The sequence below is a fragment of the Streptomyces sp. NPDC050560 genome, from assembly GCF_044457285.1.
Classification (GTDB): domain Bacteria; phylum Actinomycetota; class Actinomycetes; order Streptomycetales; family Streptomycetaceae; genus Streptomyces.
Genome location: NZ_JBITGT010000012.1, coordinates 88,673 through 106,950 on the forward strand (window position 1 = coordinate 88,673; position 18,278 = coordinate 106,950).

Here is an 18,278-nt window from a genome sequence, read left to right on the forward strand (position 1 = left end):
GGCAGCGCGCGGTGACGGGAGCTGAGGAGGCACGCGCCGAGGCCGAGGTGCGCGGCACCCTGGACAAGGCCGCGGACGAGAACTTCCCCGTGGCCCCGTTCTTCCTGCCCCGCGCCTGGCGCGACGACCTCATGGCCGTCTACGGCTTCGCCCGCCTCGTCGACGACATCGGCGACGGCGACCTCGCCCCCGGCGGCGCCGACGCCCGCCACCTCGGGGTGCCCGAGGCCGAGGCCGACGACCGGCTCGCCATGCTCGACGCCTTCGAGGCCGACCTGCGCGCCGTCTTCGACACCGGGGAAGGGCCGGGCCATCCGCTGCTGCGGCGCCTCGTGCCCACCGTGCGCCGCCGCGGCCTCGACCCCGAGCCGTTCCTCGGACTCATCGAGGCCAACCGCCAGGACCAGCTCGTCACCCGGTACGAGACCTACGACGACCTGGCCGCCTACTGCGAGCTGTCCGCGAACCCGGTCGGCCGCCTCGTCCTCGGCGTCACCGGCACCGCCACCCCGGAACGCGTGCGCAGGTCCGACGCCGTCTGCACGGCGCTCCAGATCGTCGAGCACCTCCAGGACGTGTCGGAGGACCTCGGACGGGGCCGGATCTACCTGCCCGCACAGGACATGAAACGATTCCACGTCGAGGAGGAGGATCTCGCGGAAGCGAGTGCGGGCGCATCGGTGCGCGCACTGATCGCCTTCGAGGCACAGCGCGCCGTGGACCTTCTGAATGAAGGCACGCCCCTGGTGGGTAGCGTCCACGGCAGGCTGCGGCTGTTGCTCGCGGGCTTCGTGGCCGGCGGCCGCGCCGCGGTCCGTGCCATCAAGGACGCCTCCTACGACGTACTGCCAGGACCGCCCAGGGCCAGCAAGGTTCGACTGCTGCGCGAGGTGGGCGCGACTCTGCGAGGAAAGGGGTGAGCGGGAGCGTGGAGACCGACCAGCACGTGTCCGCACCGGTACTCGCCGCATACAGCTACTGCGAGGCCGTGACCGGGCAGCAGGCCCGGAATTTCGCCTACGGGATCAGGTTGCTGCCCGCGGCCAAGCGTCGCGCCATGTCGGCGTTGTACGCGTTCTCCAGGCGGGTCGACGACATCGGCGACGGCCCGCTCGCGCCCGAGGCGAAGCAGACCAGGCTCGACGAGACCAGGAAGGTGCTCGCGCGCGTCAGGGCGGGCGAGGTCGAGGAGGACGACACCGACCCGGTGGCCGTCGCCCTCACCCACGCCGAGGCGCACTTCCCGCTCCCGCTCGACGCGCTCGACGAACTCATCGACGGCGTCCTCATGGACGTGCGCGGCGAGACCTACGAGACCTGGGACGACCTGAAGGTGTACTGCCGCTGTGTGGCGGGCGCCATCGGCCGTCTCTCACTCGGCGTCTTCGGCACCGAGCCCGGCGCCCGCGGCGCCGAACGGGCCGCCGAGTACGCCGACACACTCGGACTCGCCCTCCAGCTCACCAACATCCTCAGGGACGTCCGCGAGGACGCCGAGGGCGGCAGGACCTACCTGCCCGCCGACGACCTCGGCAAGTTCGGCTGCTCCGCCGGCTTCGGCGGCCCCAACCCGCCCGCAGGCGCCGACTTCGCGGGCCTCGTCCACTTCGAGGTGCGCAGGGCACGCGCCCTGTTCGCCGAGGGCTACCGGCTGCTGCCCATGCTCGACCGCCGTAGCGGCGCCTGCGTCGCCGCGATGGCCGGGATCTACCGCAGACTCCTCGACCGCATCGAGCGCGACCCCGAGGCAGTGCTGCGCGGCAGGGTCTCCCTGCCGGGGCGCGAGAAGGCGTACGTGGCCGTGCGCGGCCTGTCCGGGGTCGAGACCCGGGGCGTCACCCGAAAGAGCGTCAGGAGGCGCTCCTGATGCACCAGCGCTGCGGCCACAGCCCAGCCCGCCGCACGCCCCGCGCAACCTCGCGAGATCGGATGGCGTCCCCTACCGAGACGGCCCGTCGTGCACACCGAGCGCAGGACAGGGCGAAGGCCAAGGGGGAGCGCGCATGACGGAGCACCACACCGCCCCCGACGCACCCCCGCAAGACGACCGCCGGGCCGAGACGGCCGTGGTCATCGGCGGCGGCCTCGCGGGCATCACCACGGCACTCGGCCTCGCCGACGCGGGCCTGCGCGTCACCTTGCTCGAAGGAAGACCGAGACTCGGCGGACTCGCCTTCTCCTTCCAGCGCGACGGCCTCACCGTGGACAACGGACAGCATGTCTACCTGCGTTGCTGCACCGCCTACCAGTGGTTCCTCGACCGCGTGGGCGCGGCCGGACTCGCCCCACTGCAAAAACGCCTCGACGTCCCCGTACTCGACGCCAAGGCCCCGAAGGGCCGCAGACTCGGGCGGCTGCGCCGGGACGCGCTGCCCGTACCCCTGCACCTCGGCCGGAGCCTCGCGACCTACCCGCACCTGTCGCTGGCGGAACGCGCCGCAGTCGGCCGCGCGGCGCTCGCCCTCGGCCGTCTCGACCCCGCCGACCCCGCCCTGGACGGTGAGGACTTCGGCCACTGGCTGCACCGCCACGGGCAGTCGCCGCGCGCCGTCGAGGCCCTCTGGGACCTGGTCGGCGTGGCCACCCTCAACTCCGCGGCGGGCGACGCGTCACTGGGACTCGCGGCCAAGGTCTTCAAGACCGGGCTGCTGTCCGCCCCGGGCGCCGCCGACATCGGCTGGGCGCGTGTGCCCCTCGGTGACATCCATGACGCCCTGGCCCGCAAGGCGCTCGACTCCGCGGGCGTACGTACCGAACTCCGTACACGCGTCACCTCCGTTTCCCGCCTGGACAACGGGCGCTGGAGCGTGGAAGTTCCCGGCGAGCGGATCGAGGCCGGCACCGTCGTCCTCGCCGCCGCCCAGCACGACGCCCACGCCCTGCTGCCGTCCGGCGCCCTGCCCGAGCCCGAGGCCCTGCGGAAGATCGGCACCACGCCGATCCTCAACATCCACGTCATCTACGACAGGCCCGTGCTGAGCACCCCGTTCCTCGCGGCCATCGGCTCGCCCGTGCAGTGGGTCTTCGACCGCACCGACGCCTCGGGCCTCACCGGCGGCGGCCAGTACCTGGCGCTCTCCCAGTCCGTCGCCCACGACGACGTCGAACGCCCGGTGGCCGAGCTGCGCGAGCGCTATCTGCCCGCGCTCAAGGAGCTGTTGCCCACCGCCCGCGGCGCCGGGGTGCGGGACTTCTTCGTCACCCGGGAGCGCACCGCCACGTTCACCCCCGCCCCCGGCGTGCGACGGCTGCGCCCCGGCGCCGCCACCCGGGCCCGGGGCCTCTTCCTGGCCGGTTCGTGGACCGACACCGGCTGGCCCGCCACGATGGAGGGCGCGGTACGCAGCGGAGCCACCGCCGCCCGGGCCGCCCTCCGCGCGCTCGGCCGCCCCGGCGGCCATCTCTTCGCCGAGGAGGCCCGCTGACCATGCCGAACACGCAGACCACGCAGCCACCGTCGGCGCAGGGGGAGGACCCCCGCGCCCCGGGCTCCGCACGCACCGCAACTGAAGGAGAGACTGTGTCCACTGTGTCCTCCGGCGAATCCGCCGGCGCGGACGTGTCCGCGCTGCTGGAGCACGGCCGCACCCTGGCGGCACCGGTGCTGAGAGCCGCCGTGGACCGCCTCGCGCCCCCGATGGACACCGTCGCCGCCTACCACTTCGGCTGGATCGACGCGGCCGGCAACCCCGCGGACGGCGACGGCGGCAAGGCCGTGCGCCCGGCGCTCGCCGTGCTCTCCGCGCAGGCCGCGGGGGCCGCTCCCGAGGCCGGTGTGCCCGGTGCCGTCGCGGTCGAACTCGTCCACAACTTCTCGCTGCTCCACGACGACCTGATGGACGGCGACGAGCAGCGCCGCCACCGCGACACGGTGTGGAAGGTGCACGGCCCCTCCCAGGCCATCCTCGTCGGCGACGCCCTCTTCGCGCTCGCCAACGAGGTGCTGCTCGAACTCGGCACCGTCGAGGCCGGCCGCGCCGCGCGCCGCCTCACCACCGCCACCCGCGCCCTCATCGACGGCCAGGCGCAGGACATCTCGTACGAGCACCGCGAGCGGGTCACCGTCGACGAGTGCCTCGACATGGAGGGCAACAAGACCGGCGCGCTGCTGGCCTGCGCCGCCTCCATCGGCGCCGTGCTCGGCGGCGCCGACGACCGCCTGGCCGACACCCTGGCCACCTACGGCTACCGGCTCGGCCTCGCCTTCCAGGCCGTCGACGACCTCCTCGGCATCTGGGGCGACCCGGAGTCCACCGGCAAGCAGACCTGGAGCGACCTGCGCCAGCGCAAGAAGTCGCTGCCCGTCGTCGCCGCGCTCGCCGCCGACAACGCGGCCGCGCGCCGCCTGGGCGACCTGCTCGCGGCCGACGCCAAGAGCAACGACTTCGACAGCTTCTCCGAGGACGAGTTCGCGGTGCGCGCCGCGCTCATCGAGGAGGCGGGCGGCCGGGACTGGACCACCGACGAGGCACGCCGCCAGTACTCCGTGGCCATCGGGGCGCTGCGCGAGGTGGAGATGCCCGAAGAGGTCAGGCAGCAGCTCATCGCGCTCGCCGACTTCGTGGTCGTACGCAAGAAGTAACCGCCAACCGGCGGGCAGGTACGCGTTTTCGCGCAGTCGAGGGAGCCGTGGCGGGCTGCTGCCAGGTCCTGGGGACCGGCGGGCGGGCCCCGCGCTCCCGTCACTGCACTAAGGGGAAGCCATGACAGCGACGACCGGCAACAGCACGGGGGAACAGGACCCCAGGGCGCGAGAAGCCGGGGAGAGCACCGCACCGCCGCCCGCGAGCACCGACGACCTCGCACGTGTCGCGGTACGGCGGGCCACCGACCACCTGCTGCGCACGCAGGACCCCGCGGGCTGGTGGAAGGGCGACCTTGAGACCAATGTGACGATGGACGCCGAGGATCTGCTGCTGCGTCAGTTCCTCGGCATCCAGGACGCCGACACCACCCGCGCCGCCGCCCTGTTCATCCGCGGCGAGCAGCGCGATGACGGCACCTGGGCCACCTTCTACGGCGGCCCCGCCGACCTCTCCACCACCATCGAGGCGTACGTGGCGCTGCGGCTCGCGGGCGACAGCCCCGAGGACGCGCACATGCGCCGCGCCGCCGCGTTCGTGCGGGAGCAGGGCGGCCTCGCCGCCAGCCGGGTCTTCACCCGGATCTGGTTCGCCCTGTTCGGCTGGTGGAAGTGGGAGGACCTGCCCGAGCTGCCGCCGGAGCTGATCTTCTTCCCGAACTGGTTCCCGCTGAACATCTACGACTTCGGGTCCTGGGCGCGTGGCACCATCGTGCCGCTCACCATCGTCTCGGCCAAGCGCCCGGTGCGCCCCGCGCCGTTCGCGATCGACGAGCTGCACACCGACCCCGCCAGGCCCAACCCGCCGCGCCCCGCCGCCCCGCTCACCAGTTGGGACGGTGTTTTCCACGCGCTGGACAAGGGGCTGCACGGCTTCCACCGCGTCGCACCGCGCGGCCTGCGCAGGGCGGCCATGAACAAGGCGGCCCGCTGGATCATCGAGCGGCAGGACAACGACGGCTGCTGGGGCGGCATCCAGCCCCCCGCCGTCTACTCGGTGATCGCGCTGCACCTGCTCGGCTACGACCTGAAGCACCCGGTGCTGCGGGAGGGCCTCGCCTCGCTCGACCGGTTCGCGGTCTGGCGCGAGGACGGCGCCCGGATGATCGAGGCGTGCCAGTCGCCGGTGTGGGACACCTGCCTCGCCACCATCGCACTGGCCGACGCGGGCCTGCCCGCCGACCACCCGCAGCTCGTGAAGGCCGCCGACTGGATGCTCGCCGAGCAGGTGATGCGCCCCGGCGACTGGTCGGTGCGCAGGCCGCAGCTCGCGCCCGGCGGCTGGGCGTTCGAGTTCGAGAACGACAGCTACCCGGACATGGACGACACCGCGGAGGTGGTGCTGGCGCTGCGCCGGGTCAGGCACCCGGACCAGGCCAGGCTCGACCGCGCCGTCGGCCGCGGGGTGCGCTGGAACCTGGGCATGCAGTCCAAGGACGGCGGCTGGGGCGCGTTCGACGTCGACAACACCAGCCCGCTGCCGAACAAGCTGCCGTTCTGCGACTTCGGCGAGGTCATCGACCCCCCGTCGGCCGATGTCACCGCCCATGTGGTGGAGATGCTCGCCGTCGAGGGCATGGCCTCTGACCCGCGCGCCGGGCGCGGCGTCGACTGGCTGCTCGACCACCAGGAGGGCGACGGCTCCTGGTTCGGCCGCTGGGGCGTCAACTACGTCTACGGCACGGGCTCCGTGGTGCCCGCGCTGGTCGCGGCCGGGCTGCCCGTCTCGCACTCGTCGATCAGGCGCGCCGTGCGCTGGCTGGAGAGCGTCCAGAACGAGGACGGCGGCTGGGGCGAGGACCTGCGCTCCTACCCGGAGGCCGAGAAGTGGTCGGGCCGCGGCGCCTCCACCGCCTCCCAGACCGCCTGGGCGCTGATGGCGCTGCTCGCGGCGGGCGAGGGCGGCGAGGAGTCGGAGGCCGTACGGCGCGGTGTCACCTGGCTGGCCGAGACCCAGCGCGAGGACGGCACCTGGGACGAGCCGTACTTCACCGGCACCGGTTTCCCCTGGGACTTCTCCATCAACTACCACCTCTACCGGCAGGTCTTCCCCCTGACGGCGCTCGGCAGGTACGTCAACGGAGAGCCGTTCTCCGTCAAGGGGAGCTGATGGCACCGACCCCGGCGCCGGGGGCCCCCGACGGGGAACCCTCGCCACTGCTGATCGCCTGTGCGCTCGGCATCGAACGGCTCGCCCTGCGCCTCGGCGCGGGCGGCGGCCCCCGCGGGCCCGTGACCGTCCTGCGTACGGGCATGGGCCCGGAGGCCGCGGAGCGCGCCGTGCGCGGCGCCCTCGGGCGGCCGGGGCCCGCGCCGGGGGCGGTGCTCGCCACCGGGTTCTGCGCGGGTCTTGTGCCCGGGATGCACCCCGGTGACGTGGTGGTCGCCGAGGAGACCCGTGACCCGTACGGCACAACACCCTGTGTCGGCACCGGGGTGCTCGCGGACGCCCTTGCCTGGGCCATACCTTCACGGAAAGTGCATGTCGGGGCCCTGACCGGCTCGGACCACGTGGTACGCGGCCCGGAGCGGGCCGGTCTCGCCGCCACCGGAGCCGTCGCGGTCGACATGGAGTCGGCCGCCACGCTGCGGACCGCCCTGGCGGCGGGGGAGCGCCCGGTTGCGGCCGTCCGAGTGGTCGTGGACGCTCCAGAACATGAACTTGTCCGAATCGGCACACTCCGCGGTGGAATAGCCGCCTTCCGTGTGCTGCGTTGCATACTGCCCGCTTTTCATACCTGGCACCGCGATGTGCCGCTCCACCGGAGGTGACTCCCCATGGCCATGCCACTGCGTCAGTCCATCAAGGTCGCGACGTACCTCATGGAACAGAAGCTCCGCAAGCGCGACAAGTTCCCGCTCATCGTCGAGCTGGAACCGCTCTTCGCCTGCAACCTGAAGTGCGAGGGCTGCGGCAAGATCCAGCACCCGGCAGGCGTCCTCAAGCAGCGCATGCCGGTCGCGCAGGCCGTGGGCGCGGTGCTGGAGTCCGGCGCCCCGATGGTCTCCATCGCGGGCGGTGAGCCGCTGATGCACCCGAAGATCGACGAGATCGTGCGCCAGCTCGTGGCCCGGAAGAAGTACGTCTTCCTGTGCACCAACGCGATGCTGCTGCGCAAGAAGATCGACAAGTTCAAGCCCTCGCCCTACTTCGCCTTCACCGTGCACATCGACGGCCTGAAGGAGCGCCATGACGAGTCCGTGGCCAAGGAGGGCGTCTTCGACGAGGCGGTGGCGGCCATCAAGGAGGCCAAGCGCCGCGGCTTCCGGGTCACCACCAACTCCACCTTCTTCAACACCGACACCCCGCAGACCATCATCGAGGTGCTCGACTACCTCAACGACGACCTGAAGGTCGACGAGATGATGATCTCGCCCGCCTACGCCTACGAGAAGGCCCCCGACCAGGAGCACTTCCTCGGCGTCGAGCAGACCCGCGAGCTGTTCAAGAAGGCGTTCTCGGGCGGCAACAGGCTGCGCTGGCGGCTCAACCACTCGCCGCTCTTCCTCGACTTCCTTGAGGGCAAGGTCGACTTCCCCTGCACCGCGTGGGCCATCCCCAACTACTCCCTCTTCGGCTGGCAGAAGCCCTGCTACCTGATGAGCGACGGCTACGTCCCCACGTACCAGGAGCTGGTCGAGAAGACCGACTGGGACTCCTACGGCCGGGGCCGCGACGAGCGCTGCGACAACTGCATGGCGCACTGCGGCTACGAGCCGACCGCCGTCCTCGCCACCATGGGCTCGCTCACCGAGTCCCTGCGCGCCGCCCGCGAGACCGTCTCAGGAAACAGGTGAACGACAGTGAATGACACGGCATCGAACCCCGTCTCCCTCGGCCTCCCCGCCCTGCCGCCGCGCCCCATAGCCGAGCGGCGCAGGAGCCGTCAGATCCAGGTGGGTTCTGTGGCGGTGGGTGGGGATGCGCCGGTGTCGGTGCAGTCGATGACGACGACGCGGACGTCGGATGTGGGTGCGACGTTGCAGCAGATCGCGGAGTTGACGGCGGCGGGGTGCCAGATCGTGCGGGTGGCGTGTCCGACGCAGGATGATGCGGACGCGTTGCCGGTGATTGCGCGGAAGTCGCAGATTCCGGTGATTGCGGATATTCATTTCCAGCCGAAGTATGTGTTTGCGGCGATTGATGCGGGTTGTGCGGCGGTGCGGGTGAATCCGGGGAATATCAAGCAGTTTGACGACAAGGTGCGTGAGATTGCGGGGGCGGCGGCGGGGGCGGGGACGCCGATTCGTATCGGGGTGAACGCGGGGTCGTTGGACAAGCGGCTGCTGGAGAAGTATGGGCGGGCGACGCCTGAGGCGTTGGTGGAGTCGGCGTTGTGGGAGGCGTCGTTGTTCGAGGAGCATGGTTTCCGGGATATCAAGATCTCGGTGAAGCACAATGATCCTGTGGTGATGGTGAATGCGTATCGGCAGTTGGCGCGGGCGTGTGATTATCCGTTGCATCTGGGGGTGACGGAGGCGGGTCCTGCGTTTCAGGGGACGGTGAAGTCGGCGGTGGCGTTCGGTGCGTTGTTGTCGGAGGGGATCGGGGACACGATTCGGGTGTCGTTGTCGGCTCCTCCGGTGGAGGAGGTGAAGGTGGGGGCGCAGATTTTGGAGTCGTTGGGGTTGCGGCAGCGGGGTCTGGAGATTGTGTCGTGTCCTTCGTGTGGGCGGGCGCAGGTGGATGTGTACCGGTTGGCGGATGAGGTGACGGCGGGTCTTGAGGGGATGGAGGTTCCGTTGCGGGTTGCGGTGATGGGGTGTGTGGTGAATGGTCCGGGTGAGGCGCGGGAGGCTGATCTGGGGGTGGCGTCGGGTAATGGGAAGGGGCAGATTTTTGTGAAGGGTGAGGTGGTGCGGACGGTGCCGGAGTCGAAGATCGTGGAGACGTTGATCGACGAGGCGATGAAGATCGCGGAGCAGATGGAGAAGGACGGCGTCGCCTCCGGCGAACCCGCCGTCACGGTGAGCTGACGCCGACGACGAGGCACAGGACGGACAACCACCGAAGACACAACAGAAACGAAAGCGTAGGGGGCCCGAGCATGACCCTTCTGGAAGGCATCCGGGGGCCGCGCGATCTCAAGGCGCTGTCCGGCGAACAACTCGACGAACTGTCCGCGGAGATCCGGGAGTTCCTGGTACAGGCCGTGGCGAGAACGGGCGGCCACCTCGGCCCCAACCTGGGAGTCGTCGAGCTGACGATCGCCCTCCACCGGGTCTTCGAGTCCCCCGTGGACCGCATCGTGTGGGACACAGGGCACCAGAGCTACGTCCACAAACTCCTCACCGGGCGCCAGGACTTCTCCAAGCTGCGCGGCAAGGGCGGCCTCTCCGGCTACCCCTCCCGCGAGGAGTCCGACCACGACATCGTCGAGAACAGCCACGCCTCCACCGCGCTCGGCTGGGCCGACGGCCTCGCCAAGGCGGGCGAGGTGCTGGGCGAGCGCCGCCACGTGGTCGCCGTCATCGGCGACGGCGCGCTGACCGGCGGCATGGCCTGGGAGGCGCTGAACAACATCGCCGCCGCCAAGGACCGCCCGCTCATCGTCGTCGTCAACGACAACGAGCGCTCCTACGCGCCCACCATCGGCGGCCTCGCCAACCACCTCGCCGCGCTGCGCACCACCGACGGCTACGAACGCGTCCTGGCCTGGGGCAAGGAGGTGCTCCAGCGCACCCCCGTCGTCGGCTCGACGCTCTACGAGTCGCTGCACGGCGCCAAGAAGGGCTTCAAGGACGCCTTCGCGCCCCAGGGACTCTTCGAGGACCTGGGGTTGAAGTACGTCGGCCCCATCGACGGGCACGACGTGGGCGCGGTCGAGTCCGCGCTGCGCCGCGCCAAGCGCTTCGGCGGCCCCGTCATCGTGCACTGCCTCACCGAGAAGGGCCGCGGCTACGAGCCCGCGCTCACCGACGAGGCCGACCGCTTCCACTCCGTGGGCGCCATGGACCCGCTCACCTGCGAGCCGCTGGCGCCCTCCGGCGGCCCCTCCTGGACCTCGGTGTTCGGCGACGAGATCGCCGAGATCGGCGCGGAACGCGCGGACGTCGTCGCCCTCACCGCGGCCATGCTCCACCCGGTGGGCCTCACCAAGTTCGCCGAGCGCTTCCCCGAGCGGGTCTGGGACGTCGGCATCGCCGAGCAGCACGCCGCGGTCTCCGCGGCCGGGCTCGCCACCGGGGGAGTGCACCCGGTGGTGGCGGTGTACGCCACGTTCCTCAACCGCGCCTTCGACCAACTCCTCATGGACGTCGCGCTGCACCGCTGCGGCGTCACCTTCGTGCTCGACAGGGCCGGCGTCACCGGCACCGACGGCGCCTCCCACAACGGCATGTGGGACATGTCCATCCTCCAGGTGGTGCCGGGGCTCAGGATCGCCGCCCCGCGCGACGCCGACCAGCTACGCGCCCAACTGCGCGAGGCCGTCGCCGTCGACGACGCGCCGACCCTGCTGCGCTTCCCCAAGGAGTCCGTGGGCCTCGCCATCCCCGCCGTCGACCGCGAGGGCGGCGTGGACGTCCTGCACCGCGCGGAGAAACCCCAGGTGCTGCTGGTCGCCGTCGGCGTCATGGCGCCCGTCTGCCTCCAGGCCGCCGAGCTGCTAGAAGCCCGCGGCTACGGCTGCACCGTCGTCGACCCCCGCTGGGTCAAGCCGGTCGACCCCGCGCTCGTCACCCTCGCCGAGCGCCACCGTATGGTGGCCGTCGTTGAGGACAACAGCCGTGCCTCGGGTGTGGGGGCGGCGGTGGCCCTCGCGCTCGGCGAGGCGGAAGTGGACGTGCCGGTACGCCGGTTCGGCATCCCGGACCAGTTCCTGCCGCACGCCAAGCGCGGCGAGGTACTCGCCGACATCGGGCTCACCCCCGTAGAGATCGCCGGACGCATCGGCGGCGCACTGGCAGCCAAGGAGAACGACGCATGAGCACCCCACCCAGGACCGGCCCGGACGGCGGGCCCGCGCCCGCCGCCGACGGCAAGGGCTTCGACCTGGCCAGGCTGCTGGCCGAGCGCGGCGGCGAACGCTACGAGCTGCACACCAAGCACCTCAACCACCAACTGCCGCGCATGCTCCACACCATCGGCTTCGACAAGGTCTACGAGCGCGCCGAGGGCGCCCACTTCTGGGACGCGGAGGGCAACGACTACCTCGACATGCTCGCCGGGTTCGGCGTCATGGGCCTCGGCAGGCACCACCCGGTCGTCCGCAAGGCGCTGCACGACGTCCTCGACGCCTCCCTCGCCGACCTGACCCGCTTCGACTGCCAGCCGCTGCCGGGCCTGCTCGCCGAGAAGCTGCTGTCGTACACCCCCCACCTCGACCGGGTGTTCTTCGGCAACAGCGGCACCGAGGCTGTCGAGACCGCGCTGAAGTTCGCCCGCTACGCCACGGGGCGAAAGCGCGTCCTCTACTGCACCCACGCCTTCCACGGGCTCACCACCGGCTCCCTCTCTGTCAACGGCGAGACCGGCTTCAAGGACGGGTTCGCGCCGCTGCTGCCCGACACCCCGGTGCCGCTCGGCGACCTCGACGCGCTCGCCAAGGAGCTGAAGAAGGGCGACGTGGCGGCCCTCATCGTCGAGCCCATCCAGGGCAAGGGCGTCCACGAGACGCCCCCCGGCTATCTGCTCGCCGCCCAGGAGCTGCTGCGCAAGCACAAGGCGCTCCTCATCGCCGACGAGGTGCAGACCGGGCTCGGCCGCACCGGCGACTTCTACGCCTACCAGCACGAGGCAGGCGTCGAGCCGGACCTCGTGTGCGTCGCCAAGTCGCTCTCCGGCGGCTACGTCCCGGTCAGCGCCACCCTGGGCAAGGACTGGATCTTCAAGAAGGTCTACTCGTCGATGGACCGCGTCCTCGTGCACTCGGCGAGCTTCGGCGCCAACGCCCAGGCCATGGCCGCGGGGCTCGCGGTGCTCTCCGCGATGGCGGACGAGGGGATCGTCGAGAACGCCAGGACCACGGGCGACCTGCTGAAGTCCCGGCTCAGCGCCCTCGTCGACCGCTACGAGCTGCTGAGCGACGTGCGCGGCCGCGGCCTGATGATCGGCATCGAGTTCGGCAGGCCGTCCTCGCTGAAGCTGCGCAGCCGCTGGACCATGCTCCAGACCGCGCGCAAGGGGCTCTTCGCGCAGATGGTGGTCGTGCCGCTGCTCCAGAAGCACCGCATCCTCACCCAGGTCTCCGGCGACCACCTCGAAGTGATCAAGCTGATCCCGCCGCTGGTCGTGGACGAGGCCGACGTGGACCGCTTCGTCGCCGCCTTCACCGCCGTCATGGACGACGCGCACGACAGCGGACTGATGTGGGACTTCGGAAAGACCCTGGTCAAGCAGGCCATCGCCAACCGCTGACCCCGGGCACCATGGGCTTTTGCCTCTCGGGCAAGAAATTTGCCCGAGAGGCGTTGCTCTGGCTGAATCGATGGTGTGAGCAGTGACCACCAGGACCCCGCAGCGGCCCCCGAGGCCGCACCGCCCGCCGAGCTGCCCGCCGTCGCGCCCCAACTGCGCGACCTCAGGCGCCGCGCCGGGCTGACCCTGGAGGCGGCCGCCCGCGCCGCCGGGCTCTCACCCGCGCACCTCTCCCGGCTGGAGACCGGCAACCGCCAGCCCTCGCTGCCGATGCTGCTCACCCTCGCCCGTGTCTACGGTACGACCGTCTCGGGCCTGCTGGGGGAGACCCCGGTGGACCAGCACGCCGTGACCCGCGCCCCCGCCGTCGAGCCCACCCGCGCGGGCGGCTGGACCTACTGGCAGGCAGGCGCCACGGGACGCGGCATGCAGGCCCTGCGGGTCCGGGTGCCGTACGGCACCCAGGGCGACCTGGTGCGGGTGCACCCCGGCGAGGAGTGGCTCTACGTGCTGCACGGGCGGCTGCGGCTGCGCCTCGGCGAGGACGTCCACACCCTGCCGCCCGGCGACAGCGCCCACTTCGACTCGCTCACCCCGCACCGCATCGCCGCCGCCGACCACGACGGCGTGGAACTCCTCTTCGTCCACACCCTGCTCCAGAGCCCGGCCGCCGTGCTGTGCCTCGGCGCCACGGCCACGGGCCACTACCCGGGAGACATCCGATGACCTCACCCGTGGAACCCCGCCCGTCCGACACCCCCACCCCCGCCGGGGACCCCGCGGCGCCCGCCGCCGCGCCCCAGGACGGTACGCCGCCCGAGCCCAGGCGGAAGGTCGTGGTGGAGGAGAAGATGCCCGCCGCCCTGTGGGTGCGCGTCCTCATCTACGTCGTCGGCGCCCACTTCTTCGCCGGCTTCCTCTACCTGCTGTTCGTCCTCGGCGCCCACAACCAGTGACACACTCCCGGCCGGGCCGGCTCAGCCGTCGAGCAGCCCGGCCCGCAGCCGCTCCCGCAGCGCGGGCGTGAGGCCGAGCCCGTCGGACAGATACGCCTCGGTGCCGCCCCAGGTGGCGTCGATCGTCTCGAACGCGGCGGCCAGGTACTCGGCCCGCGCCTCGAACAGCGGGGTGAGCAGGGCCCGTACCTCCGGCGAGTAGGGCGAGCCGGGGCGGCCCAGCCGGTAGCGGCGGTGGAGGGCGTTGGAGCGCAGGTAGTCCTCCTCGATCGCCTCCCGCTCCACCCCGAGGGCCAGCAGGATCACCGCGACCGACACCCCCGCCCGGTCCTTGCCCGCGGCGCAGTGCAGCAGCACCGGCACGCTCTCCGTCGCCACCTCGCGCAGTATCCGGCCGTGCTCGGCGGTGCGCTCCGTCACGATGGTGCGGTACGACGCCAGCATCCGCCGCCCGCCCAGGTCGCCGGAGAGCGTCTCGCGCAGCTCGTCCAGGTCGCCCCTGCGCACCATCCGCCAGAACTCGGCGCCGTCGGCGGGGTCGTTGAGCGGTATGTTCACGTTCCGCACACCGGGCAGCTCCACGTCGAGGCCGTCGAGGGTGCGGTCGGCCTCGTTGCGGAAGTCGTAGACGGTGTGCAGCCCGAGCGACGACAGGTACGCCACGTCGTCGGTGGTGGCACCGGCCAGATGGCCGCTGCGGAACAGCAGCCCGTACCGCAGCCGCCTGCCGTCCGCGGCGGGCAGCCCGCCCACGTCCCGGAAGTTGCGCACCCCGGCCAGCTCACGCTCCCACGACGCGTCCTGCTGCGACACGGACGACCTCCCTCTCACCGCTCACCACCCGGCGCCCGGGCGCCGCCACCGCGACCCTACGGCGCACGCCGCCTCCCACGCACCACCGCGCACCCGCCCACCATGCCACCCTCCGCGGCTTACGCACCGGCACACCCGCTATGGCCGCAATGCGGCCTGTGGACCAACTCGCCGCGAAAAGCACCCCCTCGGACCGGCCGACGTGAGCAGGATCATAGCGGTCATACCGGCACCGACCCGGCACCCACAAGTGCCCGTCCCACGCGCCCAGTTGCCCCCGCCGCGCGCCTCCCGCCCACCCCGGCGGCCCCGTGGCCCTCCTGCGGGAACCCGCTCCTCGCTTGTCGCGGCGGCGGCGCCCGGCCTAGCGTCACCCCGACTCCCGGCGGACGCCCAGTCCTGCCGCCGCCCGGAGGAACCCGAAGACACCCGTGACGGCAGGAGCGGGGGACCCACAGGCAGTACGCCGCTCCGGACCCCCGGACGGCTGGGGGTGAAGCCGCACCAGCGGCCGGGCAGCTCCAGTCCGAACCCGACAGCTCACCCCGCAGGCGCCGGAGAGGAAACCCCATGCCCGCGAAGGGTAAGCACCGCCGTCCCAGGCCCGGGCGACTCGCCCGCGGCATCGCCGTCGCAGGCACCGGAGGCGCCGCGCTCGCACTGCCGCTCGTCGGCGCCGCGAACGCCCACGCCGCCGACGCCACCCACACCTACACCGTCGAGCGGGGCGACTCCCTGGCGAGCATCGCCAGGGCCCAGCACACCCCCGGCGGCTGGCAGCGGCTCTACCAGGACAACCACCAGGCCATAGGCGACAACCCGCGCCTGATCCACCCCGGCCTCAAGCTCGTCCTCGACGGCGCGGCCAAGCCGTCCACGGCCTCCGCCACCACCGCCGCCGCGACCACGGGCACCGGCTACACACTCCCCGTCAAGGGCGCCACCCTCGGCACCCCCTGGGGCCAGGCGGGCAGCATGTGGTCGAGCGGCCACCACACCGGACAGGACTTCGTGGTGCCGTCCGGCACCCCCGTCCACGCCCTGGCCGACGGCACCGTCGTCACCGCGGGCTGGGGCGGCGCCTACGGCAACCAGGTCGTGATCGAGCACGCCGACGGCAAGTACACCCAGTACGCCCACATGACCTCGCTGAACGTCTCGGCGGGCCAGACCGTCACCGAGGGCACGCAGCTCGGCGTCTCGGGTGCCACCGGCAACGTCACGGGCCCGCACCTGCACTTCGAGGTGCGCACAGGACCCGACTACGGCTCCGACGTCGACCCCGTCGCCTACCTCAGGGCGCACGGCGTCGACCTCTGACCGGCCGCGGGCCCACCCGCACACCGCCGCCCCGGCACCCACCGCGGGGCGGCGGTGGCACATCTCACCCCGTACCGCCCCCGACCCGCTGGCATCAGCCCGACGGACGGGAGCAAAATGGGCGGACGTGGCAGCAGAGACGACCTTGGCACCAGAACCGTTCACCTCCTACGCCGCCGTGGGCGACAGCTTCACGCAGGGCGTGGGCGATCCAGGACCCGACGGCCGCTACGTCGGCTGGGCCGACCGGCTCGCGGTCATGCTCGCCGCCCGCGCCCCCGGGGGCGACTTCCGCTACGCCAACCTCGCGGTGCGCGGCAAGCTCCTCGACCAGATCGTCCGCGACCAGGTCCCCAGGGCCGTCGAACTCGCCCCCGACCTGATCACCTTCGCGGCCGGCGGCAACGACATCATCCGCCCAGGTACCGACCCCGACGACCTCGCCGACCGCTTCGAGCGCGCCGTCGCCGCCCTCACCTCGGCGGGCGGCACCGTCGTGGTCTCCACCGGTTTCGACACCCGGGGCGTGCCGGTGCTCCAGCGGCTGCGCGGCAAGATAGCGACGTACAACGGCCATGTCCGCGGCATCGCCGACCGCTACGGCTGCCTCGTCCTCGACCTGTGGTCGCTGAAGACCATCCAGGACCGGCGCGCCTGGACCGGGGACCGCCTCCACCTCGGCACCGAGGGCCACACCAGGGTGGCACTGCTCGCCGGGCGCCTCCTCGGCGCCGACGTCCCCACGGACCCCTTCCGCCCCTGGCCGCCCGCCCCGTACCGGGCGCCGCTCGATCTGCGCCGCGACGACGTCCAGTGGGCCCGCGAGCACCTCGTCCCCTGGATCGGGCGGCGGCTGCGCGGCCGCTCCTCGGGAGACCTGGCGTACGCCAAGCGCCCGGAACTCGAACCCCTCGAAGCGCCCGGCACGTGCTGAGCCCGGGGTGAGCCCGGGGCCGCGGCTCAGCGCGCCGCGGACGGCGCGCGCAGCGCGGCGCAGTCCAGGCTCAGCTCCCTCGCCAGCGCCTCGTCCACCCACGCGTACACCCGCGCCCGCGGCAGCGCCCCGTCGTACGAGGTGACCTGCACCGCGAGGCCGTCGAGCAGCGCGGTCAGCCGCTGCGCCGCCGCCACCGGGTCCGCACAGCGGAACTCGCCCGCGGCGACGCCCTCCTCGATCAACCCGGTGAGCGCGGCCTTCCAGCGCAGGTCCAGGTCGCGGGCCACCTCGCGCAGCGCAGGTTCGCGCAGCGCCACCGCCCACGCCTCGATCCACAGCCGCCATCCCTTGGGGGCGCCGGACGGCGCGTACCAGCGCACCGAGGCGCGCAGCCTGCGCACCGCGCTGGTACGCCGGGACGTCATCGCGCGTAGCGTCGCCATATCGCACTCCGCCGCGTGCGAGAAGGCCGCCGCGACCAGCTTCTCCTTGCTGGAGAAGTGGTACAGCACCAGGGCGTTGCTGACCCCGAGCGCGGTCGCCACGTCGCCGATCCGCACCGCGGCGACCCCGCGCTCCTCGATCTGCTCCACGGTGGCGCGCAGCAGCTCCTCCCGCCGCTCCGCCACACTCAGCCGCACATTCCTCACCACAGGGTCACCCTAAGGGCTCTCACGCGGACCCGCCCCGTCCGTCTTCTGCCGCCCGGGCGCCCCCGGCGGCGGCGTGGTCGGCGAGGTCGCAGGAGTCCTTGAAGCCCTGGCTCGTCAGGCCGAGCGACGAGTTCACGCGCGAGCGCAGGTTCTCCACCGCGACCAGCATCGTCAGCTCCACGAGCGCCGGTTCGCCGAGCGCCGCGCGCAGCCTGCCGGACAGCGCGTCGTCCACGGTCGGCGGGGTGGCCGTCATGGCCTCCGCGTACGCCATCACGTCGCGCTCCAGGTCCGTGTACGCGTCGCTGTCCCGCCACACCGGCACGTCCCGCAGCTTGCGCGGGTCCATGCCGCCGCGGTGGCTCTCCCAGTAGCCGAAGTCCATGCACCAGGAGCAGCCGACCGCCCCCGCGGCCACCAGCTCCGCGAGGTGCGCGAGCCCCTTGTCGACCCGCCGCCACCTGGCCACGGACTGCTCGAAGCGCAGATACGTCCAGAGCGCGCGCGGGCTGTGCGCCATCGCCTTCCCGGGGTCGAGGACCTTGCCGTACGCGCGCCGTGAGTACCACTCCATGATGCGGAAGAAGGGCGTGCGGGGCGGGGTGAGGGAAACACGGGGCTGGTGGGTGGGGGAAGTACCGGGCTGGTGGGTGGGGGA

Annotated in this window: 17 protein-coding genes and 1 riboswitch; of the genes, 14 read left to right on the forward strand and 3 right to left on the reverse strand. The window is 72.2% G+C overall.

From position 1 onward, the window contains the following. Positions 1-11: 11 nt before the first annotated feature. The 12 genes from hpnC (at position 12) to ACIBIW_RS26630 (ending at position 13,897) form a co-directional block, all read left to right on the forward strand. Complete coding sequence (gene hpnC / locus ACIBIW_RS26575; RefSeq protein WP_399339564.1) at positions 12-920, forward strand: squalene synthase HpnC; 909 nt, start codon at positions 12-14, stop codon at positions 918-920. Further along, positions 917-1,867, forward strand: coding sequence for a presqualene diphosphate synthase HpnD (hpnD, locus tag ACIBIW_RS26580; RefSeq protein ID WP_399339565.1), 951 nt, complete (start codon positions 917-919; stop codon positions 1,865-1,867). The genes hpnC and hpnD overlap by 4 nt, the downstream gene beginning before the upstream one ends. Before the next feature lie 136 nt (positions 1,868-2,003). After that, entirely contained in the window at positions 2,004-3,425 is a 1,422-nt protein-coding gene (hpnE, locus tag ACIBIW_RS26585; RefSeq protein ID WP_399339566.1) for a hydroxysqualene dehydroxylase HpnE, read from the forward strand. Positions 3,426-3,427: 2 nt separating this feature from the next. Continuing rightward, the gene (locus tag ACIBIW_RS26590; RefSeq protein ID WP_399339567.1) at positions 3,428-4,582 is read left to right on the forward strand and encodes a polyprenyl synthetase family protein; all 1,155 of its coding nucleotides are present in this window, start codon (positions 3,428-3,430) and stop codon (positions 4,580-4,582) included. 121 nt (positions 4,583-4,703) lie between these two features. Beyond that, on the forward strand, positions 4,704-6,692 hold the full coding sequence (gene shc, locus ACIBIW_RS26595; protein ID WP_399339568.1) for a squalene--hopene cyclase: 1,989 nt from the start codon (positions 4,704-4,706) through the stop codon (positions 6,690-6,692). Further along, entirely contained in the window at positions 6,692-7,354 is a 663-nt protein-coding gene (locus tag ACIBIW_RS26600; protein WP_399339569.1) for a 1-hydroxy-2-methyl-2-butenyl 4-diphosphate reductase, read from the forward strand. Before shc ends, ACIBIW_RS26600 begins: the two co-directional genes overlap by 1 nt. 6 nt (positions 7,355-7,360) lie before the next feature. Beyond that, complete coding sequence (gene hpnH / locus ACIBIW_RS26605; protein ID WP_399339570.1) at positions 7,361-8,380, forward strand: adenosyl-hopene transferase HpnH; 1,020 nt, start codon at positions 7,361-7,363, stop codon at positions 8,378-8,380. A 6-nt stretch (positions 8,381-8,386) separates the two neighbouring features. Continuing rightward, on the forward strand, positions 8,387-9,559 hold the full coding sequence (gene ispG / locus ACIBIW_RS26610; RefSeq protein ID WP_399339571.1) for a flavodoxin-dependent (E)-4-hydroxy-3-methylbut-2-enyl-diphosphate synthase: 1,173 nt from the start codon (positions 8,387-8,389) through the stop codon (positions 9,557-9,559). Between the two features lie 71 nt (positions 9,560-9,630). Continuing rightward, positions 9,631-11,511, forward strand: a complete 1,881-nt coding sequence (gene dxs, locus ACIBIW_RS26615) for a 1-deoxy-D-xylulose-5-phosphate synthase (protein WP_399339572.1) — start codon at positions 9,631-9,633, stop codon at positions 11,509-11,511. Further along, positions 11,508-12,941 (forward strand): aspartate aminotransferase family protein, encoded by a 1,434-nt coding sequence (locus ACIBIW_RS26620; protein ID WP_399339573.1) that lies wholly within the window; start codon positions 11,508-11,510, stop codon positions 12,939-12,941. Before dxs ends, ACIBIW_RS26620 begins: the two co-directional genes overlap by 4 nt. A gap of 75 nt (positions 12,942-13,016) precedes the next feature. Then, positions 13,017-13,667 (forward strand): helix-turn-helix domain-containing protein, encoded by a 651-nt coding sequence (locus ACIBIW_RS26625; RefSeq protein ID WP_399339574.1) that lies wholly within the window; start codon positions 13,017-13,019, stop codon positions 13,665-13,667. Further along, positions 13,664-13,897, forward strand: coding sequence for a DUF6126 family protein (locus ACIBIW_RS26630; protein WP_399339575.1), 234 nt, complete (start codon positions 13,664-13,666; stop codon positions 13,895-13,897). Before ACIBIW_RS26625 ends, ACIBIW_RS26630 begins: the two co-directional genes overlap by 4 nt. A 21-nt stretch (positions 13,898-13,918) precedes the next feature. Here the strand turns inward: ACIBIW_RS26630 and ACIBIW_RS26635 are convergent, their stop codons facing one another. Then, entirely contained in the window at positions 13,919-14,710 is a 792-nt protein-coding gene (locus tag ACIBIW_RS26635; protein ID WP_399339576.1) for a tyrosine-protein phosphatase, read from the reverse strand. Between the two features lie 416 nt (positions 14,711-15,126). Next, positions 15,127-15,277: riboswitch (cyclic di-AMP (ydaO/yuaA leader) on the forward strand. Positions 15,278-15,280: 3 nt separating this feature from the next. Between ACIBIW_RS26635 and ACIBIW_RS26640 the strand changes: the two genes are divergently transcribed. Both ACIBIW_RS26640 and ACIBIW_RS26645 read left to right on the forward strand, forming a co-directional pair. Further along, positions 15,281-16,030 (forward strand): peptidoglycan DD-metalloendopeptidase family protein, encoded by a 750-nt coding sequence (locus tag ACIBIW_RS26640; RefSeq protein WP_399339577.1) that lies wholly within the window; start codon positions 15,281-15,283, stop codon positions 16,028-16,030. Positions 16,031-16,157: 127 nt separating this feature from the next. Next, positions 16,158-16,964 carry an SGNH/GDSL hydrolase family protein gene (locus tag ACIBIW_RS26645; RefSeq protein WP_399339578.1) on the forward strand — a complete coding sequence of 269 codons (807 nt, stop codon included), beginning with the start codon at positions 16,158-16,160 and terminating at the stop codon, positions 16,962-16,964. Positions 16,965-16,990: 26 nt separating this feature from the next. Here the strand turns inward: ACIBIW_RS26645 and ACIBIW_RS26650 are convergent, their stop codons facing one another. Both ACIBIW_RS26650 and ACIBIW_RS26655 read right to left on the reverse strand, forming a co-directional pair. Then, positions 16,991-17,617 carry a TetR/AcrR family transcriptional regulator gene (locus ACIBIW_RS26650; RefSeq protein WP_399339713.1) on the reverse strand — a complete coding sequence of 209 codons (627 nt, stop codon included), beginning with the start codon at positions 17,615-17,617 and terminating at the stop codon, positions 16,991-16,993. Positions 17,618-17,639: 22 nt separating this feature from the next. Next, positions 17,640-18,194, reverse strand: coding sequence for a carboxymuconolactone decarboxylase family protein (locus ACIBIW_RS26655; protein WP_399339579.1), 555 nt, complete (start codon positions 18,192-18,194; stop codon positions 17,640-17,642). Positions 18,195-18,278: the final 84 nt, after the last annotated feature.

Bases quoted from the DNA above. Each gene is read 5' to 3' on its own strand.
- hpnE (WP_399339566.1), top strand. From the start codon at position 2,004: ATGACGGAGCACCACACCGCCCCCGACGCACCCCCGCAAGACGACCGC.
- ACIBIW_RS26590 (WP_399339567.1), top strand. From the start codon at position 3,428: ATGCCGAACACGCAGACCACGCAGCCACCGTCGGCGCAGGGGGAGGAC.
- shc (WP_399339568.1), top strand. From the start codon at position 4,704: ATGACAGCGACGACCGGCAACAGCACGGGGGAACAGGACCCCAGGGCG.
- ACIBIW_RS26600 (WP_399339569.1), top strand. From the start codon at position 6,692: ATGGCACCGACCCCGGCGCCGGGGGCCCCCGACGGGGAACCCTCGCCA.
- hpnH (WP_399339570.1), top strand. From the start codon at position 7,361: ATGGCCATGCCACTGCGTCAGTCCATCAAGGTCGCGACGTACCTCATG.
- dxs (WP_399339572.1), top strand. From the start codon at position 9,631: ATGACCCTTCTGGAAGGCATCCGGGGGCCGCGCGATCTCAAGGCGCTG.
- ACIBIW_RS26620 (WP_399339573.1), top strand. From the start codon at position 11,508: ATGAGCACCCCACCCAGGACCGGCCCGGACGGCGGGCCCGCGCCCGCC.
- ACIBIW_RS26630 (WP_399339575.1), top strand. From the start codon at position 13,664: ATGACCTCACCCGTGGAACCCCGCCCGTCCGACACCCCCACCCCCGCC.
- ACIBIW_RS26640 (WP_399339577.1), top strand. From the start codon at position 15,281: ATGCCCGCGAAGGGTAAGCACCGCCGTCCCAGGCCCGGGCGACTCGCC.
- ACIBIW_RS26655 (WP_399339579.1), bottom strand. From the start codon at position 18,194: ATGGAGTGGTACTCACGGCGCGCGTACGGCAAGGTCCTCGACCCCGGG.